Here is a 20,807-nt window from a genome sequence, read left to right as displayed (position 1 = left end):
CGGAGAGCCGTTTGCGGCCTCAGGCAAAGAACAAGCGTGCAGAGCCCGAGCGCTGCACGCTTTTCTTGCCTGAGTACGGACCGGCCTCACTGCACCGCTTTGTGCACCAGCCGCAGCGACCGGCTGCTTGCCGCGATTTCGCCGATGAATTCGGCGTCCGCAGCCGTCAGCCGCTGCCATGCTTGGACGCAGGAAGGGCAGAAATGAACGCCGCTGCCTCCGATAATGATCGCCATTGCTTCCTCGTGCGACATCGCCTGCCGGTACGACCGGGACGACGTCAGCGCGTCATACACGTCCGCGACGGCCGCTATGCGGGCCAGCAGCGGGATTTCCTCGCCGCGCAGCCGATCGGGATAGCCTGTCCCGTCCCATTTCTCGTGGTGGGATCGGATGACGGCCAGCTCGTCGCCCAAGAATCCGAGCTGCTTGCACATATCGTAGCCCGACACGGGGTGCTGTTCGATGACGCGACGCTCTTCCGGCGTCAGCTTGCCGGCCTTATTCAGAATCGTGTCCGGCACCTTCAGCTTGCCGACGTCATGAACGACGCCGCCCTGGGCGATGGCGCGCAGCCTATCCTTCGACAGCCCCATCTCTTCGCCGAGGCGAAGCGCGTAGAGCGCCACCCGGTTATTATGGCCGGCCGTATATTCATCCTTGGCTTCCGTCGCCATAATGAGCGCTCTGACGCTTGGCGTCTTGCACGCCTCCAGCCAGGCTCGCGGGTCGGATTGGAACAGCACGCGCAGCGACGAACTGAACGAGCCTTGCGAGAAATACTGCTTGAACAAGCCGGCGACCATGACCAGCATGGCGCTCAGCAGCAGCAGATGGTACAGCCACCAGCTTAACCGCCACGTCGTGCCTTCGACGATGATATATTGGGCGGAGATGATCAGGCTGACGCTGTATACGACCGCCCTCTGCAGCGGAAAGCCCGCATGCAGGTAGGATCGCCAATAGCGGTAGAACGTCCATGCGCAGGCCGCCAGCGTTATGCCTGCCGCCAGCCATTTGTACGGATTATCCTCCAGCGGCACCATGCCTATGCGATGCGGCATTTGTACCGTATATAAGCCGGTCAGCAGGAGTACGAGCAGCCAGAAGGGAAGCAGCCACTGCCGTCTGCCGGCAATGGCCCGGACGAGCCGGTGATCCGTCGAGACGGCCGACAAGGCGAGCCACAAGGAAGCCAGCAGCACGCTGAATTGCGCGAACATGGCGGGCAATTCATAATCATGGGTAATGAAGCCGGGCGTCGTCAAGCCGTGGAGGAAGAATACGCCGGCGAGCGACAAGTACGCCAACGACATGAACCCGACCTTGATGTTGCGCAGCCGATGGCCGGCAAAGCCGACGGCGATCGCGACGGCCGCGGCCAATCCCGCCACAATGGTGACGACGACGAAATGGCCGTGCGGCATTCGCATCGTCATGTCGGCGGCCTGATGCGCGCGAAACCATTCAAACACTACAATTGGAAGCATTGCGGCCAATAAAGGACCGATAATGGCTTTGCGGCGTCCCTGCATACCCGGAAAACCTCTCCTTCATTCCTCGTTTGCCTTTCATGTCCGTCTGACCCGAACCGTCGTAAACATGCCGCCGGCCGGCAGCGTGAAGTTGTTCGCGTTATGATGGGGAATATGGCAATGAAACGGCCAATTGCCCGGATTCCACGCCAGAAACCGCACATCGCGCGTCTCTCCCGGCGCGACGAATATCGTGCTTCTGCGCTGACGGTTCCACGGCGGAATATCATTGCCGTCGCAAGCCGTTTCGAGCATTTGCACCCCATGCAGATGCATCGGATGCCCCTGCATGCCGAGGTTGGCCAGCCGTATCCGCACCGTCTCGCCCTGCCTGACGTGCAGCGGCGACGCATGCGGAAAGCAGCGCCCGTTCATCGTGAAGAAATTGAACCCGTCCGACAGCGGATCGATCGCATACGCGCCGGGTCCCAGCTGACCTTTGGGCAGCCCGGCCACCGCGAATTCCTGCAGCATGTACGCGAAGTCCCGGTCGATCCCCCGTTCATGCCGGTCCCCTATAATGAACAGCCCGCCCAGCCCCATCATTTCTTGGCGGATCGTTTCATAATGCGTGTGATACATATGCGTGCCGGGCGGATTCACGATGCGAAACCGGTAATCCGCGTAACGGCCCGGCTGGATCAGCGGAGTCGGTTCAATGTCCGGCACGCCGTCCATCGCGTTCGGCACGTCAAGGCCATGCCAGTGAACGCTGGTCTTCTCCGGCAGCAGATTGACGACGCGAATCCTTACCTCGTCCCCGGGCTCCACGACGATCGTCGGTCCCGGAATCATGCCGTTATAGCCGTATCCTTGCATGAACAAGCCCGGAAGCAGCTCCCGACTGACCGGCTGCGCAACCAATTCGAAGCATTTGACGCCGTGATGAAGCGTATAAGGCAACAGCGGCACATCAGGAGATTCCACCATTCCGCATCCCTCCCTCGTCGCAACCAACGAAATGTATGCGGTGCGGCCTCGAAACATGAGCGATGCGCGCGAAAAAAGTTCCCTACTCAGAATATCGGATGCAGGCGGGATAAATTCTAGCTTCAACCGTTATTTTTTTGTCGAATGATGTTGAATTCGATTAAGCTGCCCCTATGAGCAAAGACAAAAAAGGCTTTGTCCTCCATATCGATGGAACAAAGCCTCTTATGCGCTAACGCGATTACCTGCTGCCGACGTCGAGATCGCCGGAGCCCGTATGAATTTGTACCGGCACGGAACCGCTGCCGAAGACGAGGCGATGGACGTCGTCGTCGTCCGTGGAGCCTTTCCCTGCGTCCCAGTCGTTGTCGAGATCGCCGGAGCCGGTGCTGTAGCTGATCGTCACGTCGCTCGGCGGCTGATCGGTATAGATGCCCACGTCGCCGCTGCCCGTCTTGAGCGTCGCCGGGAGATTCAGCAGCTTGCCTTCGACCGTGATGTCGCCGCTGCCCGTCTTCACGTTCAGCTCGGCAGCCGCCTCCGTCAGGTCGACGTCGCCGCTGCTCAGATTGATATCCAGCCGTTTCGCCTTCAAGCGATCCGCCGAGATATCGCCGGAGCCGGATTTCAGCGTTACGCCTTCCGCGGCGTCGGTATCCGCGACCGACAGATTGCCGCTGCCGATCGACACCGTGACCGTTTGGCCGTGAATCTCCTTCAAGTCGACGTCGCCGGAACCGCCGTCCAATTCAACGGCATCTGCCTGCAGGCCGGCAATCGCAATGTCGCCGCTGCCGGATTTCAGCTTCAATCGGTCAAATTGCCGCTGCGGCACTTCAAGCTTCAGATTGACGTTTACGATATTCAGTCCGAACCGGAAGCCGGCCGACTCCTTGAAGCCGACATTGATCGTGTCGCCGTCCTTCTTCAGCAGAATGTCCAGCTTGTTGAGGTACGCTTTGCTTGCGCGGCCGGTCAGGCTTGCTCTTACTTCGCTGCCCGAAACGGGAACGACCGTCACGTCGACGCTGTCCGTATGAATATCGATATTGCGAATGCCGTCTATTGGCAGCGATTGATGACGCTCGATCTTCTCCGTCCCGAAAGAGAAATCCCCTGACGCGCCGATCGTCCCCGCCGCGCCGATCAGCCCGACGACGAACAGTATGAGGCCGACGATCACCCAGTTTCTCATTTATTCTTCACCCTCATCACTCTGGAATTGAATTTCAAATATTGAAGCGTCAGCTTGGCGAAGGCGCGCGTCAGCCAGTGCGTACCGGCGCCCAGCAGCATGCCGAGACCGATGAGCCCAAGCGCGATGAAGCCCGCCTGAACGGCCGTTACCGCTTCGCCGAACAAGCCTTCGTACATCACCATGAGCGAAGACGCTCCGACCGCGATGGCCGTCACCCATAGCGCGGCCAGTATGCCAAGCACGGCGCAGAACGGTCCGAGCACGAAAATCAAGTTGAAGAACCCGAGACTGACCGCCGCGAACACCGCGCGCGAGACGAGCGTAATGCTGCCGCTCTTATTGTCCGCCTGGTCGACGCGATAGTTCAGCAGCAGCTCCTTCGCGATCAAGCGCGGATCGCCAAGCTCGCCCGCCGCCTCCTCCTCGCTTCGTCCAAGCTCGGCCGAGACGCGGAAATGCTCCTCGTAATCGTACATCCATTCCCGTCGTTGCTTCTCCGGCACGGGCGCAAGCAGCTCCCACAAATGGCCCAAATACTGCTCTCTGATCATCGTTCTACACCTTCCTTAATGAGTTCATCCACCGCAACGGAGAAATTTCGCCATTCGCGGATCAGCTCCATGAGATGCGCATGGCCCTGGGGGGTCAATTTGTAATACTTGCGCGGCGGCCCTTCGCTCGATTCCTTGAGATACGTAGAGAAGAAGCCTTCCAGCGTCAGTCGGTTAAGCAGCGGGTATACGCTCCCGACCGCAACCTCGAACTTCGACGACATCGTCACCGCCAGCTCGTAGCCGTACCGGTCTTCCCATGCAGTCAGCGCCAGTACGCATAGATCGAGTACGCCTTTCTTAAATTGCACATTCATTCGCAGCGCCCCTATTAGTTATCGTTGAGTATTCATCAATGTAGAATAGCTGGCCAAAAAAATGGTGAGCTTTCGCTCGATAGCTATACTATATCACCAGCTATTCAACAATGCAATATAGCTGGCGGGAAACAGTAACATTTTGGCAGGCTTTAGCCAGGGCCAGGCAATATGGTATGATTTTCAATAAGCAAGACGACCGAATGTGACGACGGAGGATGATCCCTATGAATCAGAAACGCTATGAAGTGACGCAGCACGCGGACGTGTATCCGCTGTACACCTTGCAGGACGCCGGGACCGATTCTTCAGTTACGATCTGCCCCGAGCGCGGCGCCATCGCCATCAGCTGCAAGCTGCGCGGCGAAGAGCTATTTTATTTCGACCGGGCGACGTTCGTCGATCCGCAAGCGAATATTCGGGGCGGCAACCCGGTGCTGTTCCCGATCTGCGGCCAGCTCGTCGAAGGCAAGTTCGAGTGGGAAGGCCGTACCTATGCGATGCGCAACCACGGCGTCGCCCGCAATCGCCCGTGGGAGGTCGTTGCCGTATCCGAGGACGGCGAAGCGTCCGTGACGGTTCGCTTGCGCAGCGACGACGGCACGCTTGCGGAGTTCCCGTTCGCGTTCGAGCTGCTTTTCACCTATGCGCTGGTGGACGGCGAGCTTCGGATTCGCCAGTCGTACCGCAATCTGTCGGAGCGCAGCATGCCGTTCTACGCGGGCTTCCACCCGTATTTCCGCGCCGACGATAAAAACCTTGTCTATGACACCGATGCAACCCAATACCTCGATTACAACGATAACGTCGTCAAACCGATCAAGGGCGCTATCCCGCTCGACGGCCTGAAGGAATCCGTTGCATTGCTCGACGCCTCGGCGCGGCGCATCGCTTTTCCGGGTCCGGGAGGCGGCGCCGTGGCGCTGACATACAGCGACGCGTTCAAATACGTCGTGCTCTGGCAGGTGACCGGCTCGCCGTTCGTCTGCGTGGAGCCGTGGATGGCGCTGAACAGCGCGTTGAACACGCGGGACGGGCTCCCGGAGCTGGCGGCCGGCGGGCAGCTGGATCTGGAGCTGGCGATCGGGTATACCCGCTAGGGGAGTTTAGCTGGACGAGCCGCTTGCGGGAAGTTTGGTGCGTGAGGTGTTGGCGTCGTTGGTGTGTGAGTGCGTGAAATGATGAGGTGCTGGCACCGTGCGTACGTGAGTGCGTGATTTGATGGGGCGCCGGTACCGTTCTTTTGTGAATGGCTGGCACCGTGCGTACGGTGAACATGTATAAAGGAGATGCGGAGATGACGCGAACGGAACTGAACGAGCAAGGTGGTCCTATTCCAGGTCAAGGCCAGCCGGCCCAAGGCGGAGCAGCGCAAATCCGGCTTCGGCGAATGGGCCCTTCCGATTTGAACCTGTCGCCGCTCGGTCTTGGCTGCTGGCAGTTCAGCAAAGGCAGCGGCATGGTCGGCAGGTTCTGGCCTATGCTGAGCGATGCCGACATCGCCTCGATCGTGCGAATCAGCCTGGCCGGCGGCATTAATTGGTTCGATACCGCCGAAATCTACGGCGGCGGCCGGTCCGAAGAAGCGTTGGCGAATGCATTGAACGCAGCCGGGGCCTCTCCCCGGGACGTTCGCGTCGCGACGAAATGGTGGCCGATCATGCGAACGGCAAGCAGCATTCCGCGTACGATCGATGAACGTCTGCGCCGGCTGAAGGGCTGGCCGATCGACCTGTATCAGGTGCACCAGCCGTTCTCCTTCTCGTCCGCGACCGCCGAAATGAACGAGATGGCGAAGCTGGCGAAGGCCGGGCGCATCCGCCATATCGGCGTCAGCAATTTCTCCGCGGACAAGATGCGCGAAGCGGACAAGGCGCTGCGGGCGCAGGGCCTGCGCCTGACGTCCAACCAGGTCAAATACAATCTGCTGGACCGGCGTATCGAGCGCAACGGCATCCTGGAAACGGCCAAGGAGCTGGGCATCGCCATCATCGCCTATTCGCCGCTGGAACAAGGGCTCCTGAGCGGCAAGTTTCACAAGAACCCGGAGCTGATTCGCAGCATCACGGGCCCGCGCAAGCTATCCGGCGGCTTCAAGCCCGCCGGGCTGCAGCGGACGCAGCCGTTGATCGCCCGACTGGACGAGCTCGCCGCCAAATACGGCGCATCGCCGAGCCAAATCGCGCTCAATTGGCTGATCCACGCCAACGGCGAGACGGTCTTCGCCATCCCCGGCGCTTCCAAGCCGCATCATGCGGAAGAGAACGTCCGCGCGATGACATTCGCGCTCGGCGCGGACGAGCTGCACGAGCTCGCCGAGCTGTCGGCGCTGTGCGCGAAGCGCTAGGGGGCGAAGCGCTAGGGGGCGAACTGAATCCCTGTCTACTAAGCAGCTTGTTCGGGCGGGCATATCGCCTCGAACGAAAGCGAATTCCTACCTTCAGGCAGCTTTTTCGGCCATTTCGGCTTGGACGAGACCGAATTCCCAGTAGCCTTGCAAAGAACCTTACACACCTGCCTCAGAATGACGAAAAGTTGCTATACGAACAACTTTATTCGCGTCAGACCGACTAAAATGTCGGTAAAGTTGCTGTTCGGGCAACTTTTCCCGCCTCTGGCCGGCAATAATGCCGGTAAAGTTGCTGTTCGAGCAACTTTACCCACCACGGACCGGCAATAATGCCGGTAAAGTTCTGTTCGAGCAACTTTTCCCTCCTCGTACTCAGTAGCTTTGCAAAGAGCCTGCCGAAAAAGCTGCCTTCAGGCAGCTTTTTCGGCCATATCGCTTCGCCCCGAACGAGCGAGGCCAATTCCTACCACAGCAGCGTCCAGCCCGCCTGTCCGACGCGCCTCAGGCGACATTTCCCTTCCTTCTTTTCCATCCTTCCCTCCTTTCTTCCCCCTGCCTGCCGCGGCAGCATTTCCGCCCCGCGCGCCTCGAGCTCCACGGCCCCTGCCGTAGCGCAAGCCTCGTGCAAGCGAAGCCATAGCCGCTCCGTCGGCAGCAAACAAAACAAGCAAAAAGCTTGGTCCATCGACCAAGCTTCTTAACATAGAGAAACCCGCGTACGAACACCAAGTACGCGGGTTTCTCTTCTTAATTTAAGCTGCCCTTACTCGTCCTCCGCAAACACCGGACGAACGGTAAGCTCGAACGTGAACGCCTTCTCGTCGAAACGGTACTGCGGCAGCAGCTCCGGTCCGCAAGAGTTGGAGCCGATGCCGCCCATGCGATAATCCGCGTTGACGATCGTTTCCTTCCGCGGCTTCAGCTCATGCGTGTGGGCCGCTGCCGTCAGGTCGTGCGCCGTGTAATGCGACGCCTGGAACGAGAAGCTGTCCGGCGCTTCGAGGCGCAGCCCCATGCCGAGCGCGTTCGTGACGGCCGCCCATTCCGTGCCGTACCGCGAGCCGTTCTCCTGCGGCATCACGTACGACTCGAACATGCCGTCCACGGTCGTCCGGTATTTGCCCCGGCGCACGCTGCGGCGCTTGTCGATGTAGCTCTCATGCGGCCCGTAGCCGAGGTACTCGACGGACTCGCTGCCTGCCGGCATGGCGAGCTCCAGCCCGAAACGCGGCAGATGCGTCGCGCTTTCCTTCACCTGGATGTCGGCGCGAAGACGGATCGCCCCCGTCGCGTCCAGCGTCCAGCGCGCTTCGCCCTGCAGAATCGGCGTGCGGATGTAGCCGCCGAGCGAGAATCGGACGGTGATGGCAACCGTACCGTCCGTTTGACGCTCCCAGGCGGCGTCGTATACTTTCATCTCCGCCCGTTGGAAGCCCTCCTGCTCCCAGGCGGAACGAATGCCGCGGTCGTTGTCGGTCGGCGCGCGCCAAATTTGGAAACGCAGCGCCTCGGCGAGCAGCTGCACGCCATTCTTCGAGATGCCCGTGAATACGCCTTGGCGCAGATCGAACGTATGGCTGAAATCAAGCCCGCTCAGCTTCAGCACTCCGCCCGACTCCTCGGCCTGCACTGCCGCTGCGCCTAGACGCACGGCTGCTCCCCCATTGCCCGCCGCGGCGCCCACCGTACCGGCACCTCCGCTAGAAGCCGAAGCATCGCCGAGTCTGAACTGCTCGAACGTGATCTCGTAGCCCGCTTCCGCCCATGCCGTATCCGCATTCAACCGGCACGACAGCGTCAGATCGCATGCGCCGTCCGTCTGCTCGTTCCACGCGCAAGGCAGCTCGATCACCTGCGTTGCCTGCGGTCCGGCTTCAAGCGCATCGTACCAGCCTTGGCGCAGCAATTCGCCATCCCGCTCCAGCTTCCAGTGCAGCGCGAAATGCGATAGCCCGATGAAATCGTGCAGATTCGTCACTTTTACCCGTCCGCGTGCCGCGTCTTCCGCTTCGAAGCGCACGGGAGCGATGACTTTCTTCAGCTCCAGCAGCCCCGTGTGCGGCTTGCGGTCCGGCGAGACGAGCCCGTCGATGCAGAAATTGCCGTCGTTCGGCTTGTCCCCGAAATCGCCGCCGTAAGCGAAATATGACTGCCCGTTCGCCGCCGTCCGCAGAATGCCGTGGTCGCACCACTCCCAGACGCAGCCGCCCATCAGGTTCGGATAGCGGTAGATGACGTCCCAATAATCCTGCAGATCGCCAGGCCCGTTGCCCATCGCATGACTGTATTCGCACAGGAAGACCGGCTTGACTTGCGCCGGATCCTGCCCGTAGCGCTCCATCTCCTGCAAAGAGGCGTACATCCGGCTTTCGACGTCGAGGCTGCTCGTATCCTCGTTGCCCTTGTAGCCGACCGTCGCGCCTTCGTAATGGACCGGACGCGAGCGATCGCGACCGCGCGTCCACTCCGCCATGGCGATATGGTTATGGCCGTAGCCGGACTCGTTGCCCATCGACCACATGACGACGCATGGCTGGTTCTTGTCCCGTTCCACCATGCGCGAGGCGCGCTCGACGAACGCCGCTTTCCACGCCGGATCGTTGGACAGACGATGGAACGATCCTTCCTTCCAGTCTTCCGCCATGCCGATGCCGTGGCACTCCAGGTCGGCCTCGTCCACGACGTAGAAGCCGTATTCGTTGCACAGCTCCAGGAAGCGCGGATCGTTCGGGTAGTGCGACGTACGGACCGTATTGACGTTATGGCGCTTCATCAGCTGCAGATCCTCGATCATATGCGCGACCGGAATGGTCTGGCCGAGCGTCGGATGGGAATCGTGGCGGTTGACGCCCTTCAGCTTGACCGCCTGCCCGTTGATGCGGAAGACGCCGCCGTCCGTCGTCACCGTCTTGAAGCCGACCGGGAACAGCAGCGTTTCTTCGCCCGACCGCAGCGTCAGCTCGTACAAATACGGGGTCTCCGCCGTCCACAGCCGCGGCGCCTCCACGTTCAGCGACATCGCGCCCTGCCCGGAAATATCGGTTTCGGCCGCGGCAATCAGACTGCCGCCCGCGTCGCGCAGCTCGGCCGTCGCCCGCACGCTGCCCGTCGTTTCGATTTCGACGCTCAGCGTCGCGCGGCTGAAGCCCTCGGCGAACGACTGCCGATTGAACACGTCGCGGATATGCGCCTTGTCTCTTGCGAGCAGGTACACATCCCGGAAAATCCCCGAATACCGCCACAAATCCTGGTCCTCGATATACGTGCCGTCGCACCATTTCAGCACCATGACCGCCATCCGGTTCAGGCCCGGACGGACATGCGGCGTAATCCGGAATTCCGCCGGCACGCGGCTGCCTTGGCTGTAGCCGACGAACTCGCCGTTCACCCACAGGTAGAAGCAGGAATTGACGCCTTCGAAGACGGCGTATTGCTCCTTGCCGTCCCATTCTGCGCCCAGCTGGAACTCCCTCACGTACAAGCCGGCCGGATTGCGGTCGGGCACATACGGCGGATCGACGGGAATCGGATACGCTACGTTCGTGTAGTGCATCTGATCATAGCCGTTCGTCTGCCAGCAGGAAGGCACGAGCAGATCGTCCCAGCCGGATACGTCCGCGCCGTCTTCCCAGAAGCGTTCTTCCACGCCCTGCACCGATTCGCGGTACTGGAATTTCCAATTGCCGTTCAATGTCCGGTAAAAAGGGGATTGTCCTCGTTTGCGCCGCTTCGCCGAAGCGGTGTCCCCGTAAGGAATGTAATAGGCCCGCGGCGCTTCGCGATTGACGTGAAGCTGTTCGGGATTCTCCCAATAACGCTCGATTGCGATCATGCTGTGACCATCCTTTCTTTCATAAGAAATTTAAGTTCGCGGTTTGCGCCGAAACGTACGTATACGACTGTCTTTATACCAAGCTTGATTTCGGTCCCGCCCCCGACGATTCCTGCATGCGCCGAATTATCGCCCGCGATTTCGTCGCGAAATCAGACCCGATGAGATTCTGATAAAAGCCGCCCTGGCGCACGATTTCAAGCCATGCGCCGGGACGGCTGTAGAACATCGTTTGCAACCCGGTCTTCAGTGCACCGGTACACGGTACATGCCTAACGCGGCAGGCCGTTCGATTACCCTTTGACGCCCGTCGTTACGATCCCCTCGACGATATAGCGCTGTCCGAGGAAGAACGTGATGACAACCGGGACGATGAGCAGGATTGCCGCCGCCGTCGATACGGAGGTCAGAATCATTTTATCATTGCCCTCAACCTTGTAGCTGATCATGCTAAGCGCGGTCGCAAGCGGATAGTGGTCCTGCTTCAGATACATGAACGGCCCCAAGTAATCGCCCCACGTGCCTTGGAACGTCATGATCGACACCGTCGCCACGATTGGAATCGACATCGGCAGGAAGATGTTCCAGTACGTCCGGAAGATCGAGCAGCCGTCGATTCGCGCCGCTTCTTCCAGCTCCTTCGGAATCGCGGCGAAGAACTGGCGGTACAAGAAGATGAAGAACGCGCTGCCGCCGATTCCCCCGAATACCCATGGCCAGTACGTATCGATCAAGCCGTATTTATGGAACAGAATGTACTGCGGAATTTGGGTAATAATACCCGGCAGCATCATCGTCGACAGCACGATCATGAACAGCGCGTTGCGGCCAGGAGCCGCGATCCGCGCGAACGCATAACCGACCAGACCGCTCGTCAGAACCGAGATGAGCGAGAGCGCGCAGATAATGACGGAGTTCTTCGTAAAGTTCCAGAAATCGATCAGCGTTGTCGCATATTTGAAGTTTTCCAGGTGAAAGCCGACGGATACGAAGCCAGGCGTCGTATTCCATGCGCTCAGCGCTTGCACGAAGGCCAGGTACATCGGGAAGATGAAGATGGCGGAGAAGAAAATCAACGCCACGTACAGCGGAACACTGCCTTTTACTCTTTTCTCTGTCATAACGTCGATTATCCCTCCTGATCCGTTTCGTAGTGAACCCAATATCTGCTCGTCGTGAAGACGATAAGCGACAACACCAGAATCGCCAAGAACAATACCCACAGCAGCGCCATGCCGTATGCGAACCGCTGGAAGGCGAAAATTTGCTGGAACGCATGGACGAAGTACAGATAGTTCGGCTGAATCGGACGCGAGAGCAGCTCCGAACCGTTGAGCAGGATCGCCTGCAAGCCGATTTGCAGCGAGCCGATGATGCCCATAATGAGGTTGAAGAAGAGAACCGGCGTCATGAGCGGCACGGTAATATGCATCGTCTGCTTGAGCTTTGTCGCGCCGTCGATCGATGACGCTTCATATAGATCCCGCGGAATGCCCTTCAATCCCGCCAGATTGATTAACACGCCGCCCCCTGCGCCCCATAAGAGCATGATAATCAGTGACGTCGTGGCATAGTCGTATCCAAGCCAGTTCACGGAATGCAAGCCGAAGATATTCAGAATGCCGTTCAATACGCCATTGTTGCTGGAGAACATAAACTTCCACATCAGGACGCTGGCAATCGCCGGCACGATGGAAGGCAAGTAGAAAATCGTCCGGTACACCCCGACTCCGCGCACCTGCCTATTCAGCAGCATGGCTAGGCCAAGACCGATCGCCAAGCTCAGCGGCACGTAGATGACCGTGACATACATCGTTCTGCCGAGGGAATACATGGCATCGGAGTCCGTAAACACCTTGTGGTAATTTTGCAGTCCCATCCATTTCAATTTCTTGATATTGAAGCCGTAGAAGTTGGTGAAGCTCAAATAGAGGCCGTATAACATCGGATAAAGGCCGAATACCAGGAACACGATAAACCATGGCGAGATCATCGAGTAGAATGCGATGGTTTGTTTTGTCTTCTCTTTCATACTTTCGCTCCTTTATGACGAGAAGGGAGAGTTCCGACTGGAACCCTCCCCGCTAGACTTGACTATTACTGTCCTGCTGCGGCTTTTGCTTCGTCGATGGCCACGTTAGCATCTTTAGTCATGCCTTTAATGGCGTCGTCCACATTTGATTTGCCAAAGTACAGAGGCTGCACGTATTTATCGAAGATCGACCAGCCGCCGCCCGCGAGGTACGGATTGACTTGCAGGTATTGGCTCGTGTAGTTCAACTCGTCTTGGAGAACGGCGTTGACTTGCTTGTCGAAGTCGGTTTCGTTCGGCAGCAGATCCATCTTGCTCTTGAAGATCGGCAGACCCCAGCCAGTCTTCGCACGGTCGTCGGCCGGTTTGCCGCCGAAGAACCATTCGAAGAACGTCCACGCTTCGTCAGGATGCTTCGAATCCTTGTTGATGATCGCGCCGGTTGCGCCGCCCGTAGGCGCTACGCGCGTGCCGTTCGGAGCGATCGGCGTAGGCAGCATGCCGTAGTCGGACAGATGCGTCTTGGCGCTTTCGTTGCTGCGGATTGCGCCGCTGTACCAGTATCCGTCGATGAGCATCGCGGCTTGATCCTTGAAGAACAGGTCGCCGCCGGACGTTTGGTCGTTGTTGACGGAGTTCGGGCCGACGTTGTCCTTGATGCCTTGCACCCACATGTTGATGTAGTCTTTGACCGCTTGGTTATCGAAGTTGACCGATCCGCTGTCTGCCGCATTGATGTCTACGCCTGCGCTGAGCAGATATTGCAGCAGGTTGTTGAAGTTCGGTTCCGTTTTGCCCCACTCGTTGGCAGCCAGACCGTATTGCTTGACTTTGTCGCCGTCCTTGATCGTCAGCTTCTTGGCCAGGTCGAACACTTCAGGCCAGGTCAGCGGCTTCGTCGGATCCGGAACCTGCACACCAGCAGCGTCGAACGCCTTCTTGTTATAGAAGATGGCATAGTCGTTGGACCAGTCTTTCGGCATGCCGTAGATCGGGCCGGTGCCGACCGTCTTGCCGTCGAAGCGGTACACGTTCGTGATCGGCAGCAGATCGTCCGACTTGAATATCGAGCTCGTATTCACGCGGTCCGTCAAGTCAAGCGCAATGCCCTTGATCACGTAGTTCGGGAGATCGAATACGCCGGAGAGGCGAATGACGTCAGGCGCGTCGCCCGTTGCCAGCTCTGCCGCCAGCTTCGTAGCGTCGAGCGTTTCGATTTCAATCTTGATGTTCGGATGTTCTTTCTCGAATTCGGCGATTTGATCCTTCGACAGCTCGCCGTCCGAGATGCTCGTACGGATCGTCACGACTTCGCCGGTGTCCTTGCTGCCGGAATTGTCGGTTGCTGCCGCATTGGTATCGCCGCCGTTACCCGTCGTCGCAGCGGCGTTGTTGCCGCTGCTATTGCTTGCGGCATTGCCGCCCCCATTGTTGTTGCTGTTACCGCAGCCCGACAGCACGACGGCCGCAGCCGTTACAGCCGTAAGCATGATGCTCCATTTTCTCAATTTCTTTTCCCCCTTGGAGAAGTAAATGTGTCTTGCTCGATATTAAGAATAGCATGGGGGATGTACACGTTTGTATACGATGATCCTCTAATTTTAACGGGTAATCGTATGGAATGCGGATGAGCGCAAAATGCAAAAAAAGCGACAGACGCGCACCGGTTTCCCAGTGCACGCCTGTCGCGGCAGTCCGTTCGATTACCCTTTGACGCCCGTCGTGACAATCCCCTCGACGATATAGCGCTGTCCGAGGAAGAACGTGACGACGACCGGCACGATGAGCAGGATCGCCGCCGCCGTCGATACGGAGGTCAGAATCAGCTTGTCGTTGCCCTCGATCTTGTAGCTGATCATACTGAGCGCCGTCGCAAGCGGATAGTGATCCTGCTTCAGCAGCATGAACGGCCCCAGGTAGTCGCCCCACGTGCCTTGGAACGTCATGATCGATACCGTCGCCAGGATTGGAATCGACATCGGCAGGAAGATGTTCCAGTATGTCCGGAAGATCGAGCAGCCGTCGATCCGCGCCGCTTCTTCCAGTTCCTTCGGAATGGCTGCGAAAAACTGGCGGTACAAGAAGATGAAGAACGCGCTGCCGCCGATTCCACCGAAGACCCACGGCCAGAACGTATCGATCAAGCCGTATTTATGGTACAGAATGTATTGCGGAATTTGGGTAATAATACCCGGCAGCATCATCGTCGACAGTACGATCATGAACAGCGCGTTGCGGCCAGGCGCCACGATCCGCGCGAAGGCATAGCCGCCAATACCGCTCGTCACAACCGAGATGAGCGAGAGCGCGCAGATTATGACGGAGTTCTTCGTAAAGTTCCAGAAATCGATCAGCGTCGTCGCGTACTTGAAGTTTTCCAGGTGAAAGCCGACGGACACGAAGCCAGGCGTCGTATTCCATGCGCTCAGCGCTTGCACGAAGGCCAGGTACATCGGGAAGATGAAGATGAGGGAGAAGAAGATCAACGCCACATACAGCGGAACACTGCCTTTTACATTTTTCTCTGTCATAACGTCGATTATCCCTCCTGGTCCGTTTCGTAGTGAACCCAATATCTGCTCGTCGTGAAGACGATAAGCGTCAGCACCAGAATCGCCAGGAACAATACCCATAACAGCGCCATGCCGTACGCGAACCGCTGGAAAGCGAAAATTTGCTGGAATGCATGGACGAAGTACAGATAGTTCGGCTGGATCGGGCGATCAAGCAGTCTCGAGCCGCTCAGCAGAATCGCTTGCAAGCCGATTTGCAGCGAGCCGATGATACCCATAATGAGGTTGAAGAAGAGAACGGGCGTCATGAGCGGCAATGTAATGCGCATCGTCCGCTGTGGCGCCGTCGCACCGTCGATCGACGCCGCTTCATATAGATCCCGCGGAATGCCCTTCAGTCCCGCCAGATTGATTAACACGCCGCCGCCTGCGCCCCATAAGAGCATGATGAGCAGGGACGTCGTGGCATAGTCGTATCCAAGCCAGTTCACGGAATCTAAGCCGACGAGGTTCAGAATACCGTTCAACACCCCGCCGTTGCTGGAGAACATGAACTTCCACATCAGGACGCTGGCAATCGCCGGCACGATGGAAGGCAAATAGAAGGCCGTCCGGTATACCCCTACCCCGCGCACCTGTTTGTTCAGCAGCATCGCCAGGCCAAGCCCGATCGCCAACCCCAGCGGCACGTTGATGATCGTGACGTACATCGTTCTGCCAAGGGAGTACATGGCATCGGAGTCCGTAAACACCTTGTGGTAATTTTGCATGCCCATCCATTTCAATTTCTTGATATTGAAGCCGTAGAAGTTCGTAAAGCTCAAGTAGAGACCGTATACCATCGGATAAAGGCCAAATACCAGGAACATGATAAACCAAGGCGAGATCATCGAGTAGAACGCAACAACTCGTTTAGTCTTCTCTTTCATACTTTCGCTCCTTTATGACGAGAAGGGAGGGTTCGGCTTTGAACCCTCCCCGCTAGACTTGATTTACTGTCCGGCTGCTGCCTTCGCTTCCTCGATGGCATTATTCGCGTCTTTGGTCATGCCTTTGACGGCATCGTCCACACTCGATTTGCCGAAGAGCAGCGGTTGTGCGTATTTACTGAAGATCGAACCGCCACCGTTCGAGAGATACGGGTTCACGACCAGGTATTTGTTGGAGTTTTCGATTTCGCCTTTCATAACCTCATTGACTTGTTTGTCGAATGCGGTTTCGCTAGGCAGGAGATCCATCTTGCTCTTGAAGATCGGCAGACCCCAGCCAGTCTTCGCGCGGTCGTCGGCAGGCTTGCCGCCGAAGTACCACTCATAGAACGTCCAAGCTTCGTCCGGATGCTTCGTAGCCGCATTGATGATACCGCCGGTCGCGCTGCCCGTAGGCGCTACGCGCGTTCCGTTCGGCGCAATCGGCGTAGGCAGCATGCCGAAATCTTCAATGTGGGATTTCGCGCGCTCGTCGTTGCGGATTACGCCGCTGTACCAGTAACCGAAGATCTGCATTGCGACTTGGTCCTTGAAGAACAGGTCGCCGCTGTCCGATTGGTCATTGTTAACGGAGTTCGGGCCGATGTTGTTCTTCACGCCATCGAGCCAGAAATTGATGTAGTCTTTGACCGCTTGGTTGTCGAAGTTGATCGACGAGAAGTCGTCGGCATTGATGTTCACGCCAGCGCTGAGCAGATATTCGAGCATGCTGTCGTACGTAGGCTCGGCTTTGGCTCCGCTGTTGGTACCAATGCCGTATTGCTTGATTTTGCCGTCAGCGCCTTTGATCGTGAGCTTCTTCGCCAGATCCATCAATTCCGGCAGCGTCATTGGCTCCGTCGTGCTAGGAAGCGGTACGCCTGCAGCGTCGAACGCTTTCTTGTTATAGAAAATGGCATAGTCGTTGGACCAGTCTTTCGGCAAGCCGTAGATCGGGCCGGCGCCGACGGTCTTGCCGTCGAAGCGGAATACGTTCGTGATATCCATCAAGTCGTCCGCTTTGAACACCGTGCTGGTGTTGATGCGATCCGTCAGGTCCATCGCAATGCCTTTGATAACGTAACTAGGCAGATCTTGCACGCCGAGAAGACGAATGACGTCAGGCGCATCGCCCGTCGCCAGCTCTGCAGCCAGCTTCGTAGCATCGACTTCTTCGATTTCAACGTGAATATTCGGATGCTCTTTCTCGAATTCGGCGATTTGGTCTTTGGAAAGCTCGCCTGCCGTAATACTCGTTTTAATCGTTACAACGTCACCGCTCTTGCTGCCGGAATTGCTCTTCGAGGTGTCACTGGATGAATTTCCGCTTCCGCTGTTCGTGGAATTGGAAGCGTTGCCACCATTGTTGTTGCTGCTGCCGCAACCCGACAGCACGACCGCAGCTGCTGTAATGGCTGTAAGCATGATCGTCCATTTTCTCAAATTCTTATCCCCCTTGAAGAAATAGTATATTCCTTACAAGATCAAGAATAACACGAAAAATGTAAGCGCTTAAATATGGTGATCCTCTAATTTCCCCCGGTAATCCTATGATTTTTATAAGGCGATCGTATGATTTCTACGGGGTAATCGTTACATTTTATCCGAAAATTGGTTTACCGGGGTAAAAGACGATTTTTTCGACATCCCTTCGACATTCCATCGACAAGAAAATTCCGTCTTTTTCGACACAATCCATCGACAAGAAGCGGCTATTTTTTCGACGTTAGGTTTCGAAGCCTCGCATCGGATGCGTTCCGGTTCGTTCAAGCAGCCCTGAAGCCGTTATATGCCGATCTATAAAACGAGGCCGCCCGCAGTATTCGCAATCTGCGGACAGCCTGTCGTTATTCCGGCAGCGGAACGGTCAGCGTGATGACCGTCCCCCTCATCTCGCGGCTGTCGATCGTCATGGACATGCCTTCCTTGTAGATCAGCCTGAGCCGCTGGTAGACGTTGCGCAGCCCGATGCCGTTCTCCTCGCTCTGCGCCTTCCCGTACTCCCGCTCGATATCGGCTCTCACCAGCGCCAGCGTCTCCTTATCCATGCCGACGCCGTTATCGGCGATGCGCACCTGCATGGTGCCTTCCTCCGCAACTGCCGAGACGACGATGCGGCCGCCTTCTTCCCAGCCGAGGAAGCCGTGCTTGATCGCGTTCTCGATGATCGGCTGCAGCACGAAGCGCACGATCGGCTTGCTGCGCAGCTCGTCCGGCACCTCGAATTCCACCTCGAAGCTGTGTCCGAAGCGAATCTGCTGGATCGTAACGTAGTTGGCGACATGCGCCAGCTCCCGCTCGAGCTCTACGATATCCGCTCCCTTGGCGATGCTGTAGCGGAACAGGTCCGCCAGCGCGCCGACGATCGCGCTGACTTCGAGATTGCCGGTTTTCATGCTCCGCATGTTGATGACTTCCAGCGTATTGTATAGAAAATGCGGATTGATCTGCGCTTGCAGCATATCCAGCTCCGCCCTCGTCTTCATGGCGATCAGCTCGCTCTCCTCGCGCATGACGCGGTCGAGCTGGTCGATCATCCGATTGTAGCTGCGCACGATGCCGCCGAGCTCCGAATGCTCCAGCTCCTCCAGGCGAAGGGACAGATCGCCCTCCCCGACCCGCAGCATCGTCTCCTTCAACCGGTGGACGGGCTTCACCAATTGGACCGCGATCCCGACCGCCACGACGACGGCCAGCAGCAGGACGATCGAGGTGAACAGCAGGAACTGCTGCTGATACTCCCGGTTCTTCTCCAGCACGTCGTTGAAGACGAAGCTGATCGCCAGCTTCCAGTCCGTGTTCGGAATGCTGCTCGTGTAGAAATGCTGTCCCGGCACATTGCCGATGATGCGCTGGCGCGACTCGTAGATCGTATGGCCCTTGGCGTCGGAGATGGTGTAGGACGTATTGATCAATCCTGAATCGATGTTCTCGAACGTCGACTGCTTCGGAACCATCAGCAGGTACGTGGCCTCCCCGTCAGTTCCCGGCCCTTCGATCCGCTTCACGATTGCCGTCGACAACGGATTGAAGACGTTGTCGTAATCCGCGATCCAGTACGGATCGTTGCTGTCCTTCAAGAACGCCTTGTCCGTGTTGAAGGCGCTTTTGTTATTGGAGAAGATCGACGAATAGATGCAATTCCCGTTCTCGTCCAGCAGCACGAAGTAGGAGATGTCGTTCAAGCCCGGAAACATGTACAGATTGGTCGTCAGCCCGCCCATCAAGAGCGGCGTCGAATAATTGTTGGTGACGTATTCCTGCAGCTGCCGGCTGGCGGATATTTCCTTCAGTATCGTCTCCGTAAACTGCAGCCGGTTATGGATGCTGAGCGCCGAGAAACGGCCCTCCACGTCGATGGACGTCTGCATCTCGCGCTGGATGTCGTGCTTGGTCAGCCAGCCGTACAGCAGGCTGTCCGACACGGCGGGGAGGCCGATTGCCACGATGAGCACGATAATGATTTTGTTGCGCATGGAGACGGCGTGGAAGCCCTTCTTGATCAAATCCTCCGGAAGCGGCCGCAGCAGCCAATCGCTGCTCAGCGAGAAGCTCTTGATTTGCCTGGAAACCATGCGGAACGGCTTGAACACCTGCTTCAAATAGAAATAGCTGATCAATACCGTAACGAGCACCGTGAGCACCGATACGACCGCGATCGCATAGATGCGGTCATTGCGCAGCGCGCTAGGTCCGCCCCCGTTGTCGGAGAACACGATGCTGAGCTTGAACGGCGTCAGCGATTTGATTTCGTTCTGGTACGAAGCATTGCCTGCCGCCCCGCTTTCCGCCGCCTTCAGCGGATTCGAGGGCGCCGACGTCCACAGCAGGCGCTTGTCCTTGCCGAGCACGGAGAAATACGTCCCCGCCGGCAGATTGTCGGGAATCGCTTTCTGGAAGAAGCGGTCGCTCAGCACGATCATCGTCAGTACGCCGTTGTCGCTGCCGTTCGAGAACACGAGACGGTCCTGGATTTCCGACATGAACGCTTTCAGCTGCCGAATGTCCGCTTTCTCCAGCATCGGATTGTCCGTGTTGTAATACTGCGCGAAATCCGCCTGCGTGTACATCGTCAGCTGATTCCAATCCGGAATGATCAGCTTGTCCAGCTTGGAATAATGCAGCCTGTCCTGGTCCAGCCGCGGCAGGTCCATGAACGTGCCGGACTCCACCTTCTGCACGAGGGAACGCTGCACGAAGGTTTGCGACAGAAAATAAATCGCCTGCACGGTCGAGGGAGACAGATCGAGCATGTTGAATTTCTGCTGCAGCTGCTCAATGCCCTTCTGCGAAACTTTCTCGTCGCGCAGACGCATGAGATTCTTATAGTAGTCGCTGAACTCGGGTGTCTTCAGCAGCAGCATCAAATTATCGATGTCGTTCAGCTGCACGAGCACGTTCTGCTGGAACTGGTAGAGCATGTCCTGCGACCGCTTCTTGTGCAGCGACTTGTCGATGACATCCATATACGTGAGACCGATATACGCGAGGGCGATCTGGGTGACCAATGTCAGCACCGCCGTCAGAATGACGATCCGCCTCAGCGTCGGTCCGAACCGTTTCCACATGCTGTCTCCCTCC

General features: G+C 57.7%; 15 protein-coding genes. 2 read left to right on the top strand and 13 right to left on the bottom strand.

Translation table 11 applies throughout. The annotated features are described in order from the left end of the window. Positions 1-86: 86 nt before the first annotated feature. The 5 genes from GXP70_RS03910 to GXP70_RS03890 form a co-directional block, all read right to left on the bottom strand. Positions 87-1,439 carry an HD-GYP domain-containing protein gene (locus GXP70_RS03910; RefSeq protein WP_225442652.1) on the bottom strand — a complete coding sequence of 451 codons (1,353 nt, stop codon included), beginning with the start codon at positions 1,437-1,439 and terminating at the stop codon, positions 87-89. A 132-nt stretch (positions 1,440-1,571) separates the two neighbouring features. Continuing rightward, a complete protein-coding gene (locus GXP70_RS03905) occupies positions 1,572-2,465 on the bottom strand; it encodes a multicopper oxidase family protein (RefSeq protein ID WP_162355263.1) in 894 nt (297 codons plus the stop codon). 241 nt (positions 2,466-2,706) lie between these two features. Beyond that, positions 2,707-3,660 (bottom strand): DUF4097 family beta strand repeat-containing protein, encoded by a 954-nt coding sequence (locus tag GXP70_RS03900; protein WP_162355262.1) that lies wholly within the window; start codon positions 3,658-3,660, stop codon positions 2,707-2,709. Next, entirely contained in the window at positions 3,657-4,214 is a 558-nt protein-coding gene (locus tag GXP70_RS03895; protein WP_162355261.1) for an HAAS signaling domain-containing protein, read from the bottom strand. The genes GXP70_RS03900 and GXP70_RS03895 overlap by 4 nt, the downstream gene beginning before the upstream one ends. Further along, positions 4,211-4,531 carry a PadR family transcriptional regulator gene (locus tag GXP70_RS03890; protein ID WP_162355260.1) on the bottom strand — a complete coding sequence of 107 codons (321 nt, stop codon included), beginning with the start codon at positions 4,529-4,531 and terminating at the stop codon, positions 4,211-4,213. The genes GXP70_RS03895 and GXP70_RS03890 overlap by 4 nt, the downstream gene beginning before the upstream one ends. A 227-nt stretch (positions 4,532-4,758) precedes the next feature. Here GXP70_RS03890 and GXP70_RS03885 point away from each other — a divergent pair, with 227 nt between their 5' ends. Both GXP70_RS03885 and GXP70_RS03880 read left to right on the top strand, forming a co-directional pair. Beyond that, positions 4,759-5,631, top strand: coding sequence for an aldose epimerase family protein (locus GXP70_RS03885; protein ID WP_162355259.1), 873 nt, complete (start codon positions 4,759-4,761; stop codon positions 5,629-5,631). 290 nt (positions 5,632-5,921) lie between these two features. Continuing rightward, on the top strand, positions 5,922-6,878 hold the full coding sequence (locus tag GXP70_RS03880) for an aldo/keto reductase (protein ID WP_225442824.1): 957 nt from the start codon (positions 5,922-5,924) through the stop codon (positions 6,876-6,878). A gap of 766 nt (positions 6,879-7,644) precedes the next feature. Here GXP70_RS03880 and GXP70_RS03875 read toward each other — a convergent pair. From GXP70_RS03875 to GXP70_RS03840, 8 genes are all read right to left on the bottom strand, one after another. Next, positions 7,645-10,713, bottom strand: coding sequence for a glycoside hydrolase family 2 TIM barrel-domain containing protein (locus GXP70_RS03875; RefSeq protein WP_162355257.1), 3,069 nt, complete (start codon positions 10,711-10,713; stop codon positions 7,645-7,647). Between the two features lie 293 nt (positions 10,714-11,006). Further along, positions 11,007-11,834, bottom strand: coding sequence for a carbohydrate ABC transporter permease (locus GXP70_RS03870; RefSeq protein ID WP_162355256.1), 828 nt, complete (start codon positions 11,832-11,834; stop codon positions 11,007-11,009). An 8-nt stretch (positions 11,835-11,842) separates the two neighbouring features. Then, on the bottom strand, positions 11,843-12,745 hold the full coding sequence (locus GXP70_RS03865; RefSeq protein ID WP_162355255.1) for a carbohydrate ABC transporter permease: 903 nt from the start codon (positions 12,743-12,745) through the stop codon (positions 11,843-11,845). A gap of 65 nt (positions 12,746-12,810) precedes the next feature. Further along, entirely contained in the window at positions 12,811-14,253 is a 1,443-nt protein-coding gene (locus tag GXP70_RS03860; RefSeq protein WP_162355254.1) for an ABC transporter substrate-binding protein, read from the bottom strand. A 195-nt stretch (positions 14,254-14,448) separates the two neighbouring features. Then, entirely contained in the window at positions 14,449-15,276 is an 828-nt protein-coding gene (locus GXP70_RS03855; RefSeq protein WP_162355253.1) for a carbohydrate ABC transporter permease, read from the bottom strand. An 8-nt stretch (positions 15,277-15,284) separates the two neighbouring features. Continuing rightward, entirely contained in the window at positions 15,285-16,187 is a 903-nt protein-coding gene (locus GXP70_RS03850; protein WP_162355252.1) for a carbohydrate ABC transporter permease, read from the bottom strand. A gap of 63 nt (positions 16,188-16,250) precedes the next feature. Beyond that, positions 16,251-17,669 (bottom strand): ABC transporter substrate-binding protein, encoded by a 1,419-nt coding sequence (locus GXP70_RS03845; RefSeq protein ID WP_162355251.1) that lies wholly within the window; start codon positions 17,667-17,669, stop codon positions 16,251-16,253. Positions 17,670-18,073: 404 nt separating this feature from the next. After that, on the bottom strand, positions 18,074-20,794 hold the full coding sequence (locus GXP70_RS03840; RefSeq protein WP_162355250.1) for a sensor histidine kinase: 2,721 nt from the start codon (positions 20,792-20,794) through the stop codon (positions 18,074-18,076). Positions 20,795-20,807: the final 13 nt, after the last annotated feature.

Source organism: Paenibacillus lycopersici (assembly GCF_010119935.1).
GTDB lineage: Bacteria > Bacillota > Bacilli > Paenibacillales > Paenibacillaceae > Paenibacillus_Z > Paenibacillus_Z lycopersici.
This window is presented reverse-complemented; position numbering and strand designations above follow the sequence as displayed.